Annotated in this window: 24 protein-coding genes; 13 read left to right on the top strand and 11 right to left on the bottom strand. The window is 70.5% G+C overall.

Annotated features, from left to right (window positions below):
* Positions 1 to 12: 12 nt before the first annotated feature.
* Positions 13 to 894: a DUF1996 domain-containing protein gene (locus ACSHWB_RS33520; RefSeq protein WP_439657291.1), complete on the bottom strand. Its 882-nt coding sequence runs from the start codon at positions 892 to 894 to the stop codon at positions 13 to 15.
* A gap of 209 nt (positions 895 to 1,103) precedes the next feature.
* On the opposite strand from ACSHWB_RS33520, the gene ACSHWB_RS33525 reads away from it, so the two are divergent.
* Complete coding sequence (locus ACSHWB_RS33525; RefSeq protein WP_439657292.1) at positions 1,104 to 1,289, top strand: hypothetical protein; 186 nt, start codon at positions 1,104 to 1,106, stop codon at positions 1,287 to 1,289.
* 96 nt (positions 1,290 to 1,385) lie between these two features.
* On the opposite strand, the gene ACSHWB_RS33530 is transcribed toward ACSHWB_RS33525, so the two are convergent.
* The 7 genes from ACSHWB_RS33530 to ACSHWB_RS33560 all read right to left on the bottom strand — a co-directional run bounded on the left by ACSHWB_RS33530 (position 1,386) and on the right by ACSHWB_RS33560 (position 5,666).
* The gene (locus ACSHWB_RS33530) at positions 1,386 to 1,700 is read right to left on the bottom strand and encodes a hypothetical protein (RefSeq protein ID WP_439657293.1); all 315 of its coding nucleotides are present in this window, start codon (positions 1,698 to 1,700) and stop codon (positions 1,386 to 1,388) included.
* Positions 1,701 to 1,704: 4 nt separating this feature from the next.
* Entirely contained in the window at positions 1,705 to 1,962 is a 258-nt protein-coding gene (locus ACSHWB_RS33535; RefSeq protein WP_439657294.1) for a hypothetical protein, read from the bottom strand.
* 14 nt (positions 1,963 to 1,976) lie between these two features.
* Positions 1,977 to 2,114, bottom strand: coding sequence for a hypothetical protein (locus ACSHWB_RS33540; RefSeq protein WP_439657295.1), 138 nt, complete (start codon positions 2,112 to 2,114; stop codon positions 1,977 to 1,979).
* Between the two features lie 11 nt (positions 2,115 to 2,125).
* The gene (locus ACSHWB_RS33545) at positions 2,126 to 3,181 is read right to left on the bottom strand and encodes a M12 family metallopeptidase (RefSeq protein WP_439657296.1); all 1,056 of its coding nucleotides are present in this window, start codon (positions 3,179 to 3,181) and stop codon (positions 2,126 to 2,128) included.
* Between the two features lie 145 nt (positions 3,182 to 3,326).
* Positions 3,327 to 4,403 carry a sensor histidine kinase gene (locus tag ACSHWB_RS33550; RefSeq protein ID WP_439657297.1) on the bottom strand — a complete coding sequence of 359 codons (1,077 nt, stop codon included), beginning with the start codon at positions 4,401 to 4,403 and terminating at the stop codon, positions 3,327 to 3,329.
* Positions 4,396 to 5,061, bottom strand: a complete 666-nt coding sequence (locus ACSHWB_RS33555; protein ID WP_439657298.1) for a response regulator transcription factor — start codon at positions 5,059 to 5,061, stop codon at positions 4,396 to 4,398. The genes ACSHWB_RS33550 and ACSHWB_RS33555 overlap by 8 nt, the downstream gene beginning before the upstream one ends.
* Before the next feature lie 38 nt (positions 5,062 to 5,099).
* Positions 5,100 to 5,666, bottom strand: coding sequence for a VanZ family protein (locus ACSHWB_RS33560; protein WP_439657299.1), 567 nt, complete (start codon positions 5,664 to 5,666; stop codon positions 5,100 to 5,102).
* A 122-nt stretch (positions 5,667 to 5,788) separates the two neighbouring features.
* Between ACSHWB_RS33560 and ACSHWB_RS33565 the strand changes: the two genes are divergently transcribed.
* From ACSHWB_RS33565 to ACSHWB_RS33585, 5 genes are all read left to right on the top strand, one after another.
* On the top strand, positions 5,789 to 6,814 hold the full coding sequence (locus tag ACSHWB_RS33565) for a sensor histidine kinase (RefSeq protein WP_439657300.1): 1,026 nt from the start codon (positions 5,789 to 5,791) through the stop codon (positions 6,812 to 6,814).
* Entirely contained in the window at positions 6,807 to 7,859 is a 1,053-nt protein-coding gene (locus tag ACSHWB_RS33570; protein ID WP_439657301.1) for a hypothetical protein, read from the top strand. Before ACSHWB_RS33565 ends, ACSHWB_RS33570 begins: the two co-directional genes overlap by 8 nt.
* On the top strand, positions 7,844 to 8,488 hold the full coding sequence (locus ACSHWB_RS33575; RefSeq protein WP_439657302.1) for a response regulator: 645 nt from the start codon (positions 7,844 to 7,846) through the stop codon (positions 8,486 to 8,488). The genes ACSHWB_RS33570 and ACSHWB_RS33575 overlap by 16 nt, the downstream gene beginning before the upstream one ends.
* Before the next feature lie 93 nt (positions 8,489 to 8,581).
* On the top strand, positions 8,582 to 9,211 hold the full coding sequence (locus ACSHWB_RS33580; protein ID WP_439657303.1) for a hypothetical protein: 630 nt from the start codon (positions 8,582 to 8,584) through the stop codon (positions 9,209 to 9,211).
* A gap of 222 nt (positions 9,212 to 9,433) precedes the next feature.
* Positions 9,434 to 9,778 carry an EthD domain-containing protein gene (locus tag ACSHWB_RS33585; RefSeq protein WP_439657304.1) on the top strand — a complete coding sequence of 115 codons (345 nt, stop codon included), beginning with the start codon at positions 9,434 to 9,436 and terminating at the stop codon, positions 9,776 to 9,778.
* Here the strand turns inward: ACSHWB_RS33585 and ACSHWB_RS33590 are convergent.
* Positions 9,756 to 10,409: a response regulator gene (locus ACSHWB_RS33590; RefSeq protein WP_439657305.1), complete on the bottom strand. Its 654-nt coding sequence runs from the start codon at positions 10,407 to 10,409 to the stop codon at positions 9,756 to 9,758. The two genes, ACSHWB_RS33585 and ACSHWB_RS33590, sit on opposite strands and share 23 nt — an antisense overlap.
* Complete coding sequence (locus ACSHWB_RS33595; protein WP_439657306.1) at positions 10,406 to 11,539, bottom strand: sensor histidine kinase; 1,134 nt, start codon at positions 11,537 to 11,539, stop codon at positions 10,406 to 10,408. Before ACSHWB_RS33595 ends, ACSHWB_RS33590 begins: the two co-directional genes overlap by 4 nt.
* A gap of 135 nt (positions 11,540 to 11,674) precedes the next feature.
* On the opposite strand from ACSHWB_RS33595, the gene ACSHWB_RS33600 reads away from it, so the two are divergent.
* From ACSHWB_RS33600 to ACSHWB_RS33630, 7 genes are all read left to right on the top strand, one after another.
* Positions 11,675 to 13,009, top strand: coding sequence for a hypothetical protein (locus ACSHWB_RS33600; RefSeq protein ID WP_439657307.1), 1,335 nt, complete (start codon positions 11,675 to 11,677; stop codon positions 13,007 to 13,009).
* Positions 13,006 to 13,392 (top strand): FixH family protein, encoded by a 387-nt coding sequence (locus ACSHWB_RS33605; RefSeq protein WP_439657308.1) that lies wholly within the window; start codon positions 13,006 to 13,008, stop codon positions 13,390 to 13,392. The genes ACSHWB_RS33600 and ACSHWB_RS33605 overlap by 4 nt, the downstream gene beginning before the upstream one ends.
* A 12-nt stretch (positions 13,393 to 13,404) precedes the next feature.
* Positions 13,405 to 14,505, top strand: a complete 1,101-nt coding sequence (locus ACSHWB_RS33610; RefSeq protein ID WP_439657309.1) for a hypothetical protein — start codon at positions 13,405 to 13,407, stop codon at positions 14,503 to 14,505.
* Positions 14,498 to 15,016: a hypothetical protein gene (locus ACSHWB_RS33615; RefSeq protein WP_439657310.1), complete on the top strand. Its 519-nt coding sequence runs from the start codon at positions 14,498 to 14,500 to the stop codon at positions 15,014 to 15,016. Before ACSHWB_RS33610 ends, ACSHWB_RS33615 begins: the two co-directional genes overlap by 8 nt.
* A 150-nt stretch (positions 15,017 to 15,166) precedes the next feature.
* Positions 15,167 to 16,093 carry a hypothetical protein gene (locus tag ACSHWB_RS33620; RefSeq protein ID WP_439657311.1) on the top strand — a complete coding sequence of 309 codons (927 nt, stop codon included), beginning with the start codon at positions 15,167 to 15,169 and terminating at the stop codon, positions 16,091 to 16,093.
* 9 nt (positions 16,094 to 16,102) lie between these two features.
* Positions 16,103 to 16,462: a sunset domain-containing protein gene (locus tag ACSHWB_RS33625; RefSeq protein ID WP_439657312.1), complete on the top strand. Its 360-nt coding sequence runs from the start codon at positions 16,103 to 16,105 to the stop codon at positions 16,460 to 16,462.
* Between the two features lie 399 nt (positions 16,463 to 16,861).
* A complete protein-coding gene (locus ACSHWB_RS33630) occupies positions 16,862 to 17,824 on the top strand; it encodes an acyltransferase domain-containing protein (RefSeq protein WP_439657313.1) in 963 nt (320 codons plus the stop codon).
* A gap of 64 nt (positions 17,825 to 17,888) precedes the next feature.
* Here the strand turns inward: ACSHWB_RS33630 and ACSHWB_RS33635 are convergent, their stop codons facing one another.
* Positions 17,889 to 18,752, bottom strand: coding sequence for an alpha/beta fold hydrolase (locus ACSHWB_RS33635; protein ID WP_439657314.1), 864 nt, complete (start codon positions 18,750 to 18,752; stop codon positions 17,889 to 17,891).
* Between the last annotated feature and the right edge of the window lie 32 nt (positions 18,753 to 18,784).

Raw genomic sequence — 18,784 nt, forward strand, 5'->3', positions numbered from 1 at the left:
AAGCGAGGAACCTCACCGCGGCAACCGGTAGTCCGGTCCTAGTGCGGCGCCCCGGTTCGGCTTGTACAGGTCGAACCCGCGCGGGTCGCACTGCAGCCCGCCGTTGATGCAGTGACGTACGAGCGCGGCCTGCGTCGGAGCGTCCCAGGCGTTCATGAAGTCGTAGTGCCAGGTGTACCCACGACCGCTGGAAAGCCGAACGCGGGACATGTCACCGGAGACCGGGAACGCCATCTTGAACTCGATCATCGGTACGGCGACCGGGTGGCTGGGCGGGCACACGAGGGTCGCGCGGTCCGGGTAGGCCATGTGCGACTTGTGGTCCGCCGAGTCGAGGTCGCGGCCGTTCCAGCAGCTCGGGGCCTGGTAACGGACGTTGAGCTGCGAGCCCGGTGTGCAGTAGGCGGGGATGTCCCAGTTGTGGAAGCTGTCGCCGCATTCCCAGCCCTCGACCGCGCCGGGCGCGGTGCGGAACTGCTCCTGCGTCGCCGTGGGGCTGCCGACCACGAACCGCATGCCCGGCGGGAACGGCACGACGTCCTGGTACCTCAGGATGCCGGACTTGTAGTAGATCACCTGCGGGAAGTTCGGAGGGACGATCTGGTCGCCGTTGATGACCGACGGGAACCAGTACGCGGACTTGTCGTCGGGCGTCCTGCAGTTGGTCTGGGCGCCCTTGAGCGAGTCGTTCGTGCTGCGTGCGTTGGTCGAGGGATTGCCGAGGAACGTGTGCATGTGCGACGCGCCCGGCAGTCCCGGGAAGACGATCGGGTCGTCCGGGAGATGGGCCGTGACCGAGCAGTTCGCCTGGAACTCGTGGTGCGTGACCAGGTCATCGGCCTGGGCCGAGTTGGTCGCGACCACGACCACGGCCGCCACCAGGGCAGCCGTCATCGATAGTGCGCTGAGTTTTCTGGACACCAATGTCCTCCTGCCGACGTGGGGGAACCGGCTTGGAGAGCGCTCTCCCAAACAGCGTCCCGCTAGCCCTCACGAGGTGTCAAGACCGGTTCTTTGACACCGCCGACGCGTGGTCGTAACGTTCGGCGGCAGGGTTGTGAGAGCGCTCTCCTCCTGCATCCCCACCTGTGGCACGAGGCGCGATGGTTCGCGTCCGCTCCATCTGCACGGTGATCGCCGTGCTGTTCGGCCTGGCAGTCCTACCGGCTCACGCCGCTCCCATGCTGCTCTCCCAGGGCAAACCCGCGCTCGCCTCCTCGTCCGAGAACGGCGGCACGCCCGCGTCCGCTGCCGTCAACGGCAACGGCGACACCCGCTCCAGTCGGTGACCGGTGGCACCGGCCGCTACGTCCGGCTGCACGCCACCCAGTGCGGCGCCGGCTGGGGCTGCTCGCTCTACGAGCTCGGCGTCTACCGGCGGTGAGCTACACCTGCTCCACCTGGACGGCCACGTCGTCCGACGCCTCGACGGCGGTGGTGCTGACCAAGTCACCGTGAAGAACGCGTCCGTCGCCGCTCACGTCCACGTGGGCGGCGACGTTCAGCGCCTGCCCCTCACCGTCGAGGTGGAACGGCAGGCGCTGCTCGGCGGTGTCGTCGCGGGAGAACTCGCTGACGTGCTCGGCCTTCGTGCTCGCGGGCGCGTCGGCCAGGAAGACGTCGAGCAGCCGCACCCGCAGCACCGCCCGGCCGAACGCGGGCGTGCCGGCGGGGATCACCACCACTCCGGTGACGTGCACCGCGTCAGTTCAGCACGGCGAAGCGGGCCTCGATGTCGACGGGGCCGCCGGTGAGGTTGCGGATCTCGATGAAGTACTTGATCAGCCCGGCGGCCTGCCGGTCGACCTGCACCTTCCACTCGATCTGCGCGGCGCCGTCGACCATCGGCCACGTCGGCACCACCATCCACACGACCCGCCAGGCCTCCGGCCAGCTGTGGGTGAACCAGCGCCGCGACGTCCCGCCGGGCACCTGTCCTCGGAACTGCACTCCCAGTCGCATGTGGACCTCTCCCTTCAGCTTTCCGGTTCGGGCGCGGGACCGGCGTCCTCTGCCTCTGGCTGGTCCTGCACGGCCACGGGTTCGGCGGGCTCGGCGACGACCAGGTCGTCGAGCGACGCGGGCGCGGCTCCGCCGTCGAAGTCGGCGCTCATGGCAGCTCCTCTCAGAGTGCGTTCGGCGACCAGCCGAGCACGTCGTAGCGGGCCTCGATGTCCACGGGGCCGCCGGTCAGGTTCGTGATGGCGAGGAAGTACTTCAGCAGCCCACCGGACTGGCGGGTGACCTGCGTGGTCCACTCGATCTGCGCGCCGCCGTCCACCGCGGGCGCCGTCGGCACGACCGTCCACAGCACGTACCAGTGGGCGGGCCAGCTGTGCGTGAACCAGCGCCGCGTCGTGCCGGCCGCGACGGAACCGGTGAACTGCACGCCCCGGAACACCGCGGCGGGTTCGAGGCCGGCGTACATCGCCCGTACCGCCGCGCAGTCGCCGGGACTGAGCCCCTCGCGCTGGCCGATCTCGACGTTCTGGATCGGCGTGATCGTGTCGCGGCTCGTGTTGATCGCGAACGCCCACCGCGGGTAGTGCATGATCGAGTGGTAGTCGTACGGGCCGACGTCGTCGCCGTCGGTGATGTGCTGGTTGAAGTTGTGGGCGTTCTGCTGCTGGATGTTCGCCCAGTCGATCGTCACGAAGTTGTTGCGGTCCTCGCGGCTCTGTTCGTGCCACAGGCCGACGCTGTGCCCGATTTCGTGAATGGTCGCGCCGGTCGCGCAGGCGGCCGCCAGCGTGATGTTCTGCTGGTTTCCGCGCATGCCCACCGGAGAACTGCAACCACCACCGGGCTGGAATCGGATGAAGTTCCGATGAGCGGTGTTCGCCGGGTTTCTCGGCACCAGGCGAATGCGGGTGTTGCGTTCCCAATGCGCGATGGCGTTGTGCACACGAGCCTGGTCCGGCAGGGCGGGATCGATCTCGAACGGCACCACCCCACCCGGCCAGCGGAACTGCTGACCTGGGATGAAAACGCCTTCGAGGTTGATCTCGTCGTCCCGCACGAGGGTGAGCACGATGTCGCCCTCGACCATCGGCTCGCCGTCGACGATGGTGTGCAGAACGGCTTTCGCGCCCTGGTTCTGCGTCTGGATCACACCGGTTCTGATTTCGGGCCCGACGCGGAACTGGCCGCTGCCGGTCACCGTGCCGTTCGACTCGGTCATCGTGCCCTCCCGTCCCGACAGAAGACGCACAAGCCTGATCCTCGAATGGGCAGAACGCCTAGGGCCTAACGGCTCCGTGGCATTCGCGGAATTGATGGAGAGGCCAAAGTGGTGTTGTAACGGGAAAGCGCCGGAGGGCGACCTGTCACCTGCCGGGCAGCCGGATCGTCACGCGCAGGCCGCCTTCCTGGCGCGGTGCGATGTCGAGTGCGCCGTCGTGCGCGCGGACGATGCTGTGCACGATGGCGAGTCCCAGGCCGACGCCCGCGTGATCGTCGCTGCGGACGCGTTCGGATCCGCGCTGGAACGGTTCGGTGAGCGTCGGCACCAGGTCCGGCGGGAGCACCCGGCCGGTGTTCTCGACCCGCACGACGCACGCCTGGTGCTGCGGTTCGACGTGGACGGTGACGGTGCCGCCGGCCGGGAGGTTGTGCACGATGGCGTTCTGGACGAGGTTCGTCACCATCCGCAGCAGCAGTTCCGCGGAGCCGTTCGTGGTCGCGGTCCCGCCGGTGACCTCGAGCGTGATCGATCGCCGTTCCGCCAGGGGGAGAAGGGTTTCCGCAGCCTCCTCCGCGACCAGGGAGAGGTCGACGGGCAAGCGGTCGAACAGGCGCCGGTCGCCGCGGCTGAGCAGCAGCAGCGCCTCGGTGAGGTCGATCGCGCGGCGGCTCGCGGTGTGCAGCCGGTCGAGGAGCTCGGCGTCGACCCGCGAGGGGTCCTGCCGGGCGAGGTCGAGCAGGGACTGCGAGATGGCCAGCGGCGTGCGCAGCTCGTGGGAGGCGTTGGCGGCGAACCGGCGTTGCTCGGCGACGTGCGACTCGAGCTTGGCGAGCATGTCGTCGAAGACGTCGGACAGCTCGCGGAACTCGTCGGCCTTGCCAGGCAACCGGATCCGGTGCGCCAGCGACCCCTGCGCGGCCAGCCGGGCGGCGTCCGCGATCTTGTCGAGCGGGGAGAGCATGCGCCCGGCCAGCAGCCATCCGCCGAGCAGGCCGAACGCCACCAGGAACACCATGGCGATGGCGGCGGCACGGCCGAAGATGCGGGACAGCAGGTAGCGGTTGGGGCTGGTGAAGAGCAGGCCCTGGTCGTTGTCGGGCAGGTAGCGCAGCAGGTACCACCAGGCCACCGCGATCAGGACGGCGCCGGCGACGACGACGATGGCCGCGTAGCTGAGGGTGAACTTCCAGCGGGCGCTGAGACCCGGGGTCCTAGGCATCCGCGTCGATGCGGTACCCGACGCCCGGCACGGTCGCGATGAGCCACGGTTCGCCGAGACGCTTGCGCAGCGCCGAGACCGTGATGCGCACGGCGTTGGTGAACGGGTCGGCGTTCTCGTCCCAGGCCCGTTCCAGCAGCTCCTCGGCGCTCACGACCCCGCCCTGCGCACCGACCAGCACCTCCAGCACCGCGAACTGCTTGCGGGTGAGCGCGACGTACTGCCCGTCGCGGAAGACCTCGCGCCGGAACGGGTCCAGCCGCAGCCCGCCGATCTCGCTGACCGGCGGCCGGGCGTAGGCGCGCCGCCGGGCCAGTGCGCGCAGCCGCAGCACCAGCTCCCGCAGCTCGAACGGCTTGGTGAGGTAGTCGTCGGCGCCGAGCCCGAACCCGGAGGCCTTGTCGTCGATGCGGTCGGCGGCGGTGAGCATGAGGATCGGCATGCCGCTGCCGGACGCGACGATCCGCCGCGCGACCTCGTCGCCGGACGGTCCGGGGATGTCGCGGTCGAGCACCGCCAGGTCGTAGGAGTTGACGCTCAGCATCTCCAGCGCCGCGTGGCCGTCCCCGGCGATGTCGGCGGCGATCGCCTCCAGCCGCAGCCCGTCCCGGACGGCCTCCGCCAGGTGGGGCTCGTCCTCCACGATCAGCACACGCATGCCGCCACCCTAGGCAGCACGGCATATCGCGCGCATATTCACACCGCCACCAGCTGCCGTTCCCGCACGACGGCCTGCTTCGGACGCCACCACCACCAGGACAACAACGAGGCCAGTCCCGCACCCAGGGCGTTGAGCAGCACGTCGTCCACAGAGGACACCCGGTCGAGCCGCAGCACGAACTGCGCGATCTCCAGGAACGCCGAGCAGGCCGCCGCGAACGCCGGCACCCGCCACACCGACCGCAGCGCCGCGAACCGCAGCGGGGCGAAGAACCCGAGTGCCGCGAACACCAGCATGTTGCCGACGATCTGGCCGACGTCGCCGTGGGCGGCGAGGTCGAGGATGTCCGCGAACGGCACCAGGCTCAGCTTGCCCGCGACTCCCGGCTCCTCGCCCGGCAGCATGATGATCCAGACCCACGGCAGCGTCCCGTAGACCATGCCGACGTCGGCCAGCGCCGTCCGCCACGGGAGCGGGTGCCGGGTGAGCCTGCGGTAGAGGGCCAGGAGCAGCATCACGAGCACGGCCACCGGTATCCCGAGCACCGAGCCGACCACGACCCCGGTCTCCGTACCGACCCACTCCTGCCAGGTGTTGAGCACGCGGCCATCCAACCGGGACGGTGGTTGCGGGGACGTACGCGTTTTTCGATACGCGGACGATATGCGGACTGCCCCAGGCCGACCGCGGGCCGGTCGGGCGCCCCACGACGGCCTCACGCAGAATGCCTGACGTGCTGGAGGCGAGACTGCTCACGACGGTGTCCCGCCTCGCGGGTCCCGTCCGCGGGGCCGGCATCGTGCTGATCAGCCTCTTCGGCGCCTTCTCGCTCAACTCCCCGCTGGGCTGGTCCCTGTTCGCGGTCGTCGCCGTGAGCACGGTCGCGGACTTCCGGCTGCCGCGCGTGGCACTGCCGGTGGCGTTCCTGCGGGTCGTGGTGTTGTCGGTGCTGCTGGGCGCGGACGCCGACCAGTGGGTCCTGACGGTGCTCACGACGACCCTGATCACCTGGCAGTGGCAGTGGCCGCCCAAGGTCACCGTGCCCGCGACGGCCGCGTTGCTCGCGGTGCAGGTGGTGACGACCGGGCCCGGTGTGCTCGTGCGGGCGGTGCTGGAGTCGGTGCTAGCGCGGCTCGCGTACGAGCTGCTGCGCAGGTCGAGCAGGAGGGTCGACCTCCTCAGGGAACGCGCCGCAGAGCAGAACCGTGCCGCGGCGATCGCGCTGGACCAGGGCAGACGGGAACGGGAGTACCTCGCACTGCTGCACGACACGGCGGCCGCGACGTTCCTGATGGCCGCGCACGGCGGTGATCCCGGGGAGGTCGCCGCCCAGGCGCGCCGGGACCTGGTGGTGCTGGCGGAACGCGGCAACGCGCAGGGGACCGTCGACCTCGGTGCCGCGCTCACAGCGGTGGCGGCGGACAGCGCGGTGGACGTGCGGGTGCAGGCCGAGGTCGTGCCGGTGCCGGCCGGGGTCGCGCTGCAGTTCGTGCGGGCCGCGCGCGAGCTCCTCACCAACGTCGAACGTCACGCGGGCACGACCACCGCCGACCTGACGGTGACGCGAGGGGCGGTCGTCGTCATCAAGGACGACGGAAAGGGGTTCGTGCCCGAAGAAGTGCCAGGGCATCGGCGTGGCCTGCGCGGATCGGTGGTCGAGCGCATCGAGGCGGCCGGCGGCACGGCCGTGATCGAGTCGGCGCGGGGGCGCGGCACCACCGCGCGGCTGGTGTGGCCCGCCGATGCGTGACCACGCCGTCGTCACCACCACGCGCCAGGTCCTGCTGGTCGTGGTGTTCGCCGTCCAGCTCGTGCTCACGCTGCCCTCGCTCGTCGCGCACCCGCACGGCCCGGCGGCATGGGTCGCGTACGGGCTGCTCACGGCCGTGCTGGGGATCGTGGCCGGACACGTCGCAGCCGCGACACCGACGCCCAGCTATCTCGGCGTCGCACCCCTCGTCGCTTCGGTTCTCGCGACGACCGCCCTGCCCGCCGGGGCGTCGTTCGGCGCGGCCGACTGGGCGTTCGGGCTCGTCGGCTGGTACCTGCTGCTGGTGCTGGTCGAACGGCCAACGGCGCTGGTGGCGGCACTGAGCGCGCACATCTGCTTCAGCCTCGCGTGGTTCCTGCACGCCGGGAACGGCGACGTGGGCACCGCCGGAGTCGTGATCCTCAGCGGCACGAGCTTCCAGCTCGGCGTCCTGGTGATCACCCGCGTGCTGCACCGCGACGCCGGGCTGGCCGCGGAGGCCGCCGCAGAGCACGACGCCGCCCGCACCCGTGAAGAGCTGGCGCGCCAACGGGAACAGGACCTGAGAGCCGGGTTCGAGGGGCAGCTCGGCGCGTTGCTGCCGCTGCTGGCGGGCCTCGCCGACGAACAGGTGAGCGCGGCCGACCAGACGACCAGGCTGCGGTGCTCGGTGGCGGCCGTGCAGCTGCGCAGGCTGTTCGCGGAGAACGACGACGTGCCCGACCCGCTGCTGCACGAGCTGACCGCGTGCGTGGACGTGGCCGAACGGCGCGGTGTCGTCGTCTCGCTCGCGGTCAGCGGCACGGCCACGCCGGTGCCGACGGAGGTGCGCCGGGAACTGGTCGCCCCGATGGCCCAGGCGCTCGCCGTCGCGAACGGGCGTGCGAAGGTGAGCCTGCTGCGCACCGCGACCGAGGTGCGCGTGGCGGTGGTGGCGGACGCGCCGGAGACGTTGCCGCAGAACGGTACGACGGCGGCGGTCACGGTCGAGACGAGCGTCCACAGCGGACTGGTGAGGAGCGAGGCGAGATGGCGGACGGCGTGACGGCGGTCCTGGTCGACGACCATCCCGTGGTGCGCGCGGGCGTCGCGCACTGGCTGTCCACCGCGGACGTCGACCTCGTGGCGAGCGGCGAGGACCCGGAGGTGGCCTGGACCGGACCGGGCGCGACTGCCGAGGTCGTCGTGCTCGACCTGCACCTCGGTGGCGTCGCGCCCGCCACGTCCGCGCTGCGCAGGCTCGTCGAGGACGGCCGCAAGGTGATCGTCTACTCGATGCGTGCCGACGACGAGATCGTCCTGCAGTGCCTGGAGATCGGTGCGCTCAGCTACCTGACCAAGGCCGAGGGCGCCGACCACCTCGTGCAGGCAGTCAAAGCAGCGGCCCGAGGTCAGTCGTACACGCCACCGGCCCTCGCGGGCGCGCTCGCGGGCGACAGGTCGGAGACACGGCCGGCTCTCTCGCCGCGCGAGACCGAGGTCCTGGTCGAGTGGTTCCAGTCCGAGTCGAAGGAGTTCGTGGCGCAACGCCTGAACATCACGCTCAGCACGGTGAACTCCCACCTCGAGCGGATCAGGGTCAAGTACGCCGCGATCGGCAGGCAGGCACCGACGAAGGCGGCGCTCGTGGCCAGGGCGATCCAGGACGGCCTGATCGGCCTCGACGACCTCTGAGCCCGCGTGTGGTGCGAACGACCGATACCGCGGTTGCTGCGTCCGGCCTAGCGTGCGGGGCGACCCCAGGTCCCGCAGTCGAGGAGTTCCGCAGTGACGCACGCCCGTGGCCCCCTGTTCATCGCCGCCGCCGCGACGGCGGGCCTGCTCCTGTCGGCCTGCGGCTCCACCACGACCGGCTCGGCGACGCCCGCCACGGACACGACGACCACCACCGCCACGAGCACCGAGAAGACCTCCGCGTCGAAGGAGGTGCCGGCCGTCCCCGCCGGCGGGGACGTCACCGCGCCCGGCTCGAAGCTCAAGGTCGGCACCCGCGCGGTGATCCCCGTCGCCACCGGGGACAAGACCGGCATCGTCGCGATCACCGTCACGGCCATCGAGGCGGGCGCGAAGGAGGACCTGGCGAAGTTCGGCGACAAGGCCAAGAACATCACGCCGTTCTACCTGCGGGCCAAGGTCGAGAACCTCAGCGGTACCGACCTGAGCTTCACCTCGATCGGTCTGCGTGGCCTCGGCGAGGACGGCAAGGGCACCGGCGTGATCATCAGCGGCGACACCCCGAAGTGCGACTCCACCAGCGCGCCGAGGACCTTCAAGGCGTCCGGCGAGACCTACGAGACCTGCGTGCTGAGCGCGGCCCAGGACGGCCTGAAGGTCGCGGCCGCCGAGTACAACCGCGGCGACGACTACGTGAAGTCGCCGATCGTCTGGCAGAACTAGTGGTGCGACCCGGACCGTTGGCGAGGTAATCCACGCTCAGCAGGGCGCCTCGTGGTGCCGCCCCCACACCCCGTACAACCAGTACGAGGACGTGGGGGCGGCACCACGATGCACCCGTCTGACCGCGCATTCCCCCGGCAACGGTCCGTGCCACACCACTAGCCGCTGGTCCGCGGGGTCGACGAGGGGTCCCCGCGGCCCAGCGGTCCTAGGGTGGGATCCGTGATCACCACCATGGCCTTCCTGAAAGCCCGTGCCGGCATGAGCAGGGACGAGTTCGTCGACCACTACGAGAACCACCACGTGCCGCTGATCCTGGGCATCAAGCCCGGTCCGTTCTACTACGTGCGCAACTACCTGCCACCGCACGACGAGCGCGGCGTCCCGGCGGAGTTCGACGTGGTCACGCACATGAAGTTCGCCGACGCGGCGACCCGCCGGACCTGGCTCTCGCTCGTCCTCGCGCCCGGTTCCGGCGTCGCCGAGGACGAGGAGCGCTTCCTCGACCGCTCGCGCACGCTGTCCTGGATCGTGGACGAACGGGTCAGCGACGCACCAGGCCGTTGATGTGCGCGTACGCCACGGCGTGCACCCGGTCCCGCAGCCCCAGCTTGGACAGCACCCGGGACACGTGCGTCTTCACCGTCTCGTCCCCGACGTGCAGCCGCGCGGCTATCTCGGCGTTGCTGTGCGCCGCCGCGACCAGCAGCAGCACCTCGCGTTCGCGTGCGGTGAGCAGGGCGAGCTCCGGCGGCGTCGGGGGAGGGGCGAGGCTGACGGCGAACCGCGCGATCAGCCGTTGCGTGACGGACGGGTCGATCAACGCGTCACCGCGTGCCGCCACTCGGACCGCGGAGATCAGCTCCTCCGGCGGCAGCGACTTCAGCAGGAACCCGCTGGCACCGGCCTTCAACGCGCGGTAGACGTACTCGTCGGTGTCGTAGGTGGTGAGCAGCAGGACCTTAGTGCGGTTCGCGGGATCGGCCAGGATCTTCTCCGTCGCGCCGAGACCGTCGAGCTTGGGCATCCGGATGTCGAGCACGGCCACGTCCGGGCGCAGCCGCGCGACCTCGGACACCGCGGCCCTGCCGTCCGCGACCTCGGCGACGCACTGGAGGTCGTCCTGCGTGTCGAAGATCGCGCGCATGCCGGAGCGCAGCATCGCGTGGTCGTCGGCCAGCAGCACGGACAACGTCATGACGCCTCCAGGGGGAACGTGACGACCGTGCGCCAGGTCCGGCCGTCCGGTTCGAGTCCGGACTGGGTGGTGCCGGCGAACATGCCCGCGCGGTTGCGGATGCCGACCAGGCCCCTGCGCACCGACCCGGAGTCGTCGCCGGGGCCCGCGACGTTCTGCGCGGCGACGGTCAGCGAGTCCGGCGCGTAGTCCAGCGTCACCGTCACGCCGGACGCGTCACCGTGCCGCAGCGCGTTGGTCAGCATCTCCTGGATGATCCGGTAGACCGTGATGTCCATCGACTCCGGCATCTCCCGGCGTTGCCCGCGCACCTGCAGCCGGGCCGGTCTGCCCGCCGCGCGCACGCCGTCGAGCAGCTCGTCGAGGTTGTCGAGGCCCGGCTGGCGTGCGCCCTCGGACTTGTCGCCGTGCAGCAGGTCGAGCAGGTGCCGCAGGTCCACCATGGCCGCGCGGCTCGACGACTCGACCGCGCGCAACGAGGTCGTGAGCTTGGGATTGCCCTCCGGCAGGCCCAGTCTGGCGGCGCCGGCGTGCAGTCCTATCGCGCTCACGTGGTGGATGATCACGTCGTGCAGGTCGCGGGCGATCGCACCGCGTTCCTCGGTGATCGCCTTGGTCACCGCCGCCTTCTCGTCCTTCTCCGCCATCGCCGATCGTTTCTCCAGTTCGGCGAGGTACGCGCGGCGGGCCGTCGTGTACCGGCCGACGAGCCACGGCAGCAGTGCGCCCTTGGCCGCCACGAGCACCGCGTACAGCGGGCCGTAGCCGTTGAGGACCATGCAGGCCATCAGACTGGCCGAGAGCAACCCGAGCGAGGTGTACGCCGGTGTGCCGCGCAGCCACGCCCCCGCCCGGTACCCGGCGATCAGCAGGCCGGCGTCGTTGGCGTCGATCCCGTTGTTCATCGCGACGAGGACGATCACCGGGACGGCCGCCTGGGCCGCCGCCACCCACAGGGACAGCCGGGCGGGACCGGCGAGCATCGCGTCCACGGCCAGCGTCAGCGCCAGCACGATCACGGTCTGGTGCAACGGTTCGCGGTCGAGCAGCACGAACCCGCCGTCCACGACCATGCACACGGTCGCGACCAGCCATGACTGGTGCTTGAGGGGCAGCTTGATCAGATCCATCGGGTGCAATCCTGCCCGATGGCGCCCCTGAGAACCTCCCGCTTCGCAGGGGTCGGACATCCCCCGTGCGGGGGACCCGGATTCCGTCTCGGCAGTGACGCGGAGGAGGGGCCATGATCGATACGTTCGGTCGCGATGAAACGACGTGGTGTGACCTTGCTGCTGGTGCTGGGGGCGATCCTGGGGATCGCGGCCCCCGCCCTGGCTGACGGCGCGCAGTCCGGTGCGGACATCCATGTGGCGCAGAGTCTCGGCGACCGCGACCTCACGGTGATCATCCGGCGGGTCGCGGAGGTGCCGGGACCGGTGCACGTCGATGTCGTGACGCACGCCGGAACTCCGGCCGGTGAGCTGACGCTGAACCTCAGCGCTGCTGGTGCGGCCGGCAGCGCGACCAAGGTGGAACTCGGTGCCAGGCCTGGGTTCTACTCGGGCGTCCTGCACGTGGACCGGCCGGGACCGTGGGTGCTGGCGGTCGACGAGGCGACGATCCCGTTCGTCGTGCCGGCGCTCGTGCCGTCGCCGTGGGAGAACGCGACCTACGGCGGGTTCATCGCGGCCGGGGTGCTGCTGCTGGCGGCACTGCTGCTCGCCGTGCTCGGCAGGCCCGGCCTGGCACTCGTGCCCACGGCGGGCATGGTCGCCGCGGTGGCCGCAGGCGTGACCGCGGCGTTGCTGGCGCCGAGCATCCCACCGGTCGCGGCGCCCGGCACCCAGCTGGACCCGACCTACGACAACGTGATGGACCCCTACGCAAGAACGTCCATGGTGGACTTCTCGCGGCCTCCGGTGAACCTGGTGCCGCACATGGACGGCAGCGACCTCGTGCTCGGGCTCACGGACGGCTCGTCCGGACGGCCGGTGGACGACCTGCTCGTGCACGACAGCGCGTTCGTCCACCTCGTCGTCGTGTCGCCGTCCGGGCACCTCCGCCACCTGCACCCCGTGCGGACGGCGCCCGGCGAGTACCGCGCCCGGCTGCGCGACCCCGAACAGGGTGCGCACGCGATCGCCGCCGAGATCGCGCGGCGCGGCGGGGGAGTGCAGCTGCTGCGGTCCACTGTGGACGTGACTGGATCCGCTGTGGTCGCCGGGAACGAAGGGAAGACCGAGACGGCGATGGAGATCCGGGAGGCGGGCAGGCCGAGCACGATCACCGCGAAGTTCGGTGAACGCGACCTGCAGCCGTGGCTGGGCATGCTCGGGCACATGATCGTCGTCGGCCCGGTCACCGGCACCGCCGTCGACGCACCGATCTGGGCGCACGTGCACTCCATGATCCCGCCGACACCGGGCATGCCCGACAAGCCGGACGAGAGCGTCGCCGCGTACGGGCCGGACGTGCCGTTCACCTACTCGTTCCCGTTGCCCGGCCGGTACCTCGTGTGGATCCAGGTCGAACGGGACTACTCGGTCGTCACCGTGCCGAAGGTCGTCGACGTGCCCGCGGGGAAGGTGGCCTCGAAGTGAAGCGTTCAGCGATAGCGGTGACGGCAGGAGTGGTCGCGATCGTGGCCGCGCTGGTCGTGCTGTGGCCACGCGGCGTCGAGGCCCAGCCCCACCTCGCGGAAAGTGCTCAGCTCCGGTTCGAGCTCACGCCCACCAGCACCAGGACCGGCAGCAACTCGTTCGACCTGCGGATCACCGACCGCTCCGGCAACGCCGCCGACGGTGACGTGACGGTCGAGCCGGCGATGCCGCAGATGGGCCACGCGCTCGCCCCGATCACGGCGGCGCCGCAGGCTCCCGGCCGGTACAGGGTCGCGGGCGTCGACCTCTTCATGGCCGGCCAATGGGAGATCACCGTGTCACTGCACAGCGAGCGGGTAGTGATCCCGCTGCTGCTCACCTAGAAGGGGGAGGAAATGACTGTGAACATCGCGGCGACGGCAGCGTCGCCGGCGAGGACGGTCCCGAGGGGGCTGGTCCCGGCGAGCGTCGTGCTCGGCGGCACCCTGCTCTCACTGATCGGTCTGACCTGGGACATCCAGTGGCACTCCGACGTCGGCCCGGACACGTTCTTCACCATGCCGCACCTGTTCCTGTACGCGGGCAGTGCGATCTCGGGCCTGGCGAGCCTCGCCGTGGTCCTGATGACGACCGCGAACGCCAAGCGCGACAGGACGATCGACCCGATGGTCGGCGGCCGCGCGGTCGGTGTCTTCGGCCGCACGTTCGAGGCACCCGTCGGTTACCTGATCTCCGGCATCGGCGCGGCGCTGTTCCTCGTCTACGGGCTGTGGGACCAGTGGTGGCACGGGCTGTACGGCTTCGACGCCGTGATCGACTCGCCGCCGCACATCGGCCTGCTGCTGTCGATCTCGATCACGATGGTCGGTGCGGTCATGATCTTCGCGGTCGCCCGTGACGAGCGCTGGGGCGTATACGGCGTCGCGGGAGCCGCGGCCACGTTGCTCGCGTTCAGCATGGTGACCGTGCTCGGCCTGCGCGCGTTGCCCGGCGGGCCCGTCAACACCGTCAGCGTCGGCAGTGCGTTCTTCTCGGTGATGATCCTGTTCATGGGCGCGTACGTCCTGAAGCAGCGAGGCGGCGCGCTCGCCGTCGGTGTGATCGTCGCGGCGCTGCAGGCCGTCTTCTGGTGGTTCTCGCCGTGGGCCACCGAGGTCTACGCGGACGCCACCGGCCTGCCGTTGCGGGACTACGCCGAGGGCATCCCCGGCCTGCCCAACATGATCCCGATGAGCCTGATCCTCGTCGCGGTCGCCGTGGAACTGCTGCGCGGTCTGCCGGCATGGGTCGCAGGGGCGGCCGGTGGCGTGATCATCACCGCTCTCGTGCCCGTGCAGAACATCCTCGTGTACGGCAGGAACTTCCCCGCCATCGAGCGCTACCTGGCGACCGTCGTCGTGGGCGCGCTGTTCGGCGCACTCGCCGGGATGCTCGGCCGGCGCTTCGGCCACATGCTCCGCCACCTCGCACCAGCAAAGGAAGAACGCCATGCGTAAGACGTTGCTGGGACTCGCGGGGACGGTCGCGCTGCTGCTCGGCCTCACCGCTCCGGCACTCGCCTTCGAGCCGGTGAACGTCGTGCACACCGAGAAGGTGCAGGCCGGGCCGTACGACCTGACGATCGGCTTCAGCACGTGGCCGGTGAAGGCCATGCAGTCGCTGGACTTCACGTTCGCGCCCGAGGACGGCATCGACGGCAAGAAGGGCACGCTCACCGTGCTGCACGAGGGCGTGGTGGGCGACGACGACCCGCTGGCGCGCCATCCCCGCAAGCGGGAGGTGTGGGGCCTCGACATCTACGCCCTGCCGGAACCGGGGACGTGGACGCTGCGGTTCGACGTCGACGGCCCGGCGGGCGCGGGGACGGGTGAGCTGACGAACCTCCAGGTGATGGAGCAGCCGGGGCCGCCGATGGGCCTGTCCTGGGCGGTCAGCACCATCCCGTTGTTCGGCCTGATCGCGTTGATCGTGATCGCGTGGCGGCGGACGCGGACCGCCGTGGCCTAGCGGTACCGGATCAGGTGGCAGGCCCGGCTCCTGCCACCTGACCGGGTGAAGTTTGGTTCGAAAGGCTTGGGTGGCTGGCTTTTCGGTCGCGAGGTCCGGTACCCCTGCGCCGTGCGTTTGCCTCACGCGGTTTGGATTGGCGGGCTCTTGGTGCCCGCGTTGCTCGCCGCCACCGGCGTGTTCGTCTACAGCGGTGGCATCGAGCGGACGCTGCACGCCGATGTGCGTTCAGCGCTGGTGAAGGCCGGCTACCACGGTGTTGTCGCCGTGGACGGCCGGTCCGTCGTGGTCAGCGAGGTCGCGCCGCGCTCGGCCGACGCGGTGCGCGCGGTGGTCGCCGACGTGTCCGGTGTCGGCACTGCGGAGGTGCGGCAGGCCGAACCGGCGCAGCTGTTCGTCGCGGTGCGCGGCGCGGAGATCCTGGTCTCCGGCGCGGTAGCGGACGACGCGGAACGCGGTGCGCTCATCGAGGCCGTGCAGACGGCCGACCACCGCGTCACGGCCGCGCTCCGGCTCGGCGGCCTGCTGCCGATCCCGCCGGCCGTCGTCGGCCGCGTGGTCTCCGCCGCGTTGTCCGCCAAGGTCTCCGACGTGACCGCGACCGTCCACAACGGTCAGATCGCGATCGCCGCCCGCGTCCCGGACGAGGCCCGTGCGGCCGCGGTGCGCGAGGCCGTCACCCAGGCGGCGAACGGCCTGCAGGTCACCGACCGCATCGAGGTCGGCTCGTCCGCCGCCGTCGGCGACCTGAACGTCGAGGCGTTGCACGACTCGATCTCGCGCCTGGTCAACGGGAACGGGGCCATCCGGTTCGTGCAGGGCACCACCGCCTACGAAGGCCACGGCACCGTCCTCATCCAGCGCGTCGGCCGCATGCTCCTGGTCGCGCCGCGCGCCTCGATCACGCTGGTGGCGCACGGCACCGACCAGGCGGTGGCCACGAAGCGCGGGGAACTGGTGCGCGACGTCCTCGTGGGCCAGGGCGTGTCGCCCGCGCTGATCGCCATCGAGACCCGTCCCGCCCCCGGCGGCGAGTACGACCCGGTCACACGCCAGGTCGACGTCGTAGTCCGTTAGGAGTTCGCTGTGCTCTGGTTGTTCTCGCAGATGTTCCTGCTGTGCCTGGTGTCGTTCGCGATCGGCTCGCTGGTGACGTGGCTGTCGGTGCGCAGCCGGCTGCAGCCCGAACGCCCGAAGGCGCGCCTCGCCCTGCCCGCGCCGCGGCTGGCGGCGGAGCAGGTGGTGATCGCCGAGCAGCCGGTCGCGCCGAAGGCCGCGAAGCAGGAACCGTTGCCGGTCAAGGGCAACTCGAAGACGATGGTCTACCACACGCCCGACTCGCCGTACTACCGGCGGATGAAGGGCGACATGGCGTTCGGCACCGAGGCCGAGGCCCAGTCGGCGGGCTACCGGAGGTGGACCACCAAGGGCCGCGTCAAGGTGTGAGCCGGGCTCGCGCCGCACACTCCCCGATTGTTGATCTTCATGAGGGCTGCCCTGCTCAACCTCAGGTTCAAGAAGGCTCCCCTCATGAAGATCAACTAGGCTGCAGTTCCTCCGAAGTGCGCAGACCTCTTCCATGGTGTGCACGCCGCCGTTCTGGATACGGTGTCCACCGACCGTGCTCTCGATGCGGTGGCCGCCCATCGGCGTCAACGACGTCACGCCCTTGTGCGGCGAGCAGGACGCGGTGATCGGAGTAGACAGGAACCCGTGTCGCTGGGCCGGTGCGGGACCCAGGTCGGCGATGGCGACCCGGTGCGACGTCGGCGTGTGCCGGATTTGGGCAAGACACGCCATGTTCGTTCCCACTCGGGGAAAGAATCGCAGAAGGCGGGTGTCGCCATGAGCGAGATCGACGACTGGCTCGCCGTGCTGCTGAAACAGCCCGGTGCCGACGTCGCGGATCTGGAACCGGTGACGACGGCGGAGGCCGCCCGGCGGCTCGTGCTGCTCGGCGTTCCGGACGCAGACCACACAGGTGTGCTGACGACGCTGCCCGGTCCGGACAGGACGCCGGACCTGTGGGAGGCGCTGCTGCGCTGCCACCAGGTCCTCTACGCTCCGGACCCGATTTCCAGCCGGAAGGTCGACTGGCCGGACGCACCTGCCGGGCTCGGTGAAGCCGGACGGTACTTCTACGTCCACCTCTTCCTGCTCGCGCTGCCGTCACTGCTGACGTTGCACGGGAGGCTGAACATCCCGTTCGACGTCACCGCGGCGACCGTGCGGGACCTGGGCGAGAAGGTCGCCGGCTACCGCAAGTGCCACGACACAGGCGGGTTCGACCGTCAGCGCTGGCTGGTGCGGCACTTCCGCGGCACGCTCTTCCGGCTCGGCAGGCTGCAGTTCGACCGCGCGGTGCTCACGATCGACGAGTACCAGGCGGAATCGGACGACGGCCCGAAGGACGGCACGCCCGTCCTGGAAGTGCACGTCCCCGGCGACGGCCCGATGACGCCCGAGGCGTGCGACGAGTCGTTCCAGCGCGCCAGGCCGTTCTTCCACGCCCACTTCCCGGACGAACGGTACGAGTACGGCACCTGCCGTTCGTGGCTGCTCGATCCGCAGCTCACGGAGTTCCTGCCCGGGACTTCGAACATCGTGCGGTTTCAACGCCGCTGGATCCCGTTCGGACCGACGCCGGACGGCGACAGCGACGTTCTCGAGTTCGTCCACCACCTCCTTCCCGGCACCGGTGACCTCTCCACCCTGCCGCGGGACACCACCTTGCAGCGCGCGATCGTCAGCCACCTCCAGTCCGGCGGCCACTGGCGCCTGGGCTGCGGCTGGCTCGCGCTTCCCTGAGGCACGGCAACGGGCCGGGGCAGCTGCGCCGGCCCATCGTGCCGCTGGATCGCGCCCGCGGGAACTATCGGGCGATCAGGTCGCGAATCGCAGTGGTCACCACGTCCGGCGCCTCCTCGGCCATGAAGTGTCCGCAGGAGACCGTGCGGTGGTCGAGATCGGGTGCCCAGGCCTGCCACAGCGCCTTGGCGTCGAAGCCGAGCGCCGCGCCCCAGTCCTGCTGCAGCACGGTGACGGGCATCTTCAGCTGGTTCCCCGCCTCGCGGTCCGCGGTGTCGTGCTCGACGTCGATCGTCGCCGACGCCCGGTAGTCCGCGACGATCGACGTGACCGCCTCGCGGCTGGCGCGCAGGTACTCGGCGCGCACTTCCTGCGGGAACGGCTGCCCGCTCCAGATGTCGAGGAAGTGCCCGAAGAACGCGTCCGGGGTCGCGCTGATCATCTCTTCGGCGAGGCCGGGTGGCTGGGCCATCAGGAACAGGTGGAACCCGATGGCGGCGGACGTTCCGCGCATCACGTCCCACATGTCCAGCGTCGGCAGCACGTCGAGCGACGCGAGGTGCGTGACGTGCTGCGGGTGGTCGAGTCCGGTGCGGAACGCCACGAGCGCGCCCCGGTCGTGGCCCACCAGGGCGAACCGGTCGTGTCCGAGCGCCTGCGCGACCTGGACGACGTCGGCGGCCATCGTGCGCTTGGCGTAGGTGAGGCCGGTGTCGGCGGGCTTGTCGCTGTCGCCGTAGCCGCGCAGGTCGGGCATGATCACGGTGTGGTCGGCGGCCAGGTCAGCGGCGACGTGCCGCCACATGAGGTGGGTCTGCGGGAAGCCGTGCAGCAGCACGATCGGGCTGCCGGATCCGGTGACGGCGACGTTGACCTCGACGCCGTCGGAGACCTGGACGCGCTGGTGGTCGAATGCGGTGTGGTTCACGCCGAGACTGTGCGCCCGCCCGATCAGCAACG

The sequence above is a fragment of the Lentzea sp. HUAS TT2 genome (assembly GCF_051853195.1).
Lineage (GTDB): Bacteria > Actinomycetota > Actinomycetes > Mycobacteriales > Pseudonocardiaceae > Lentzea.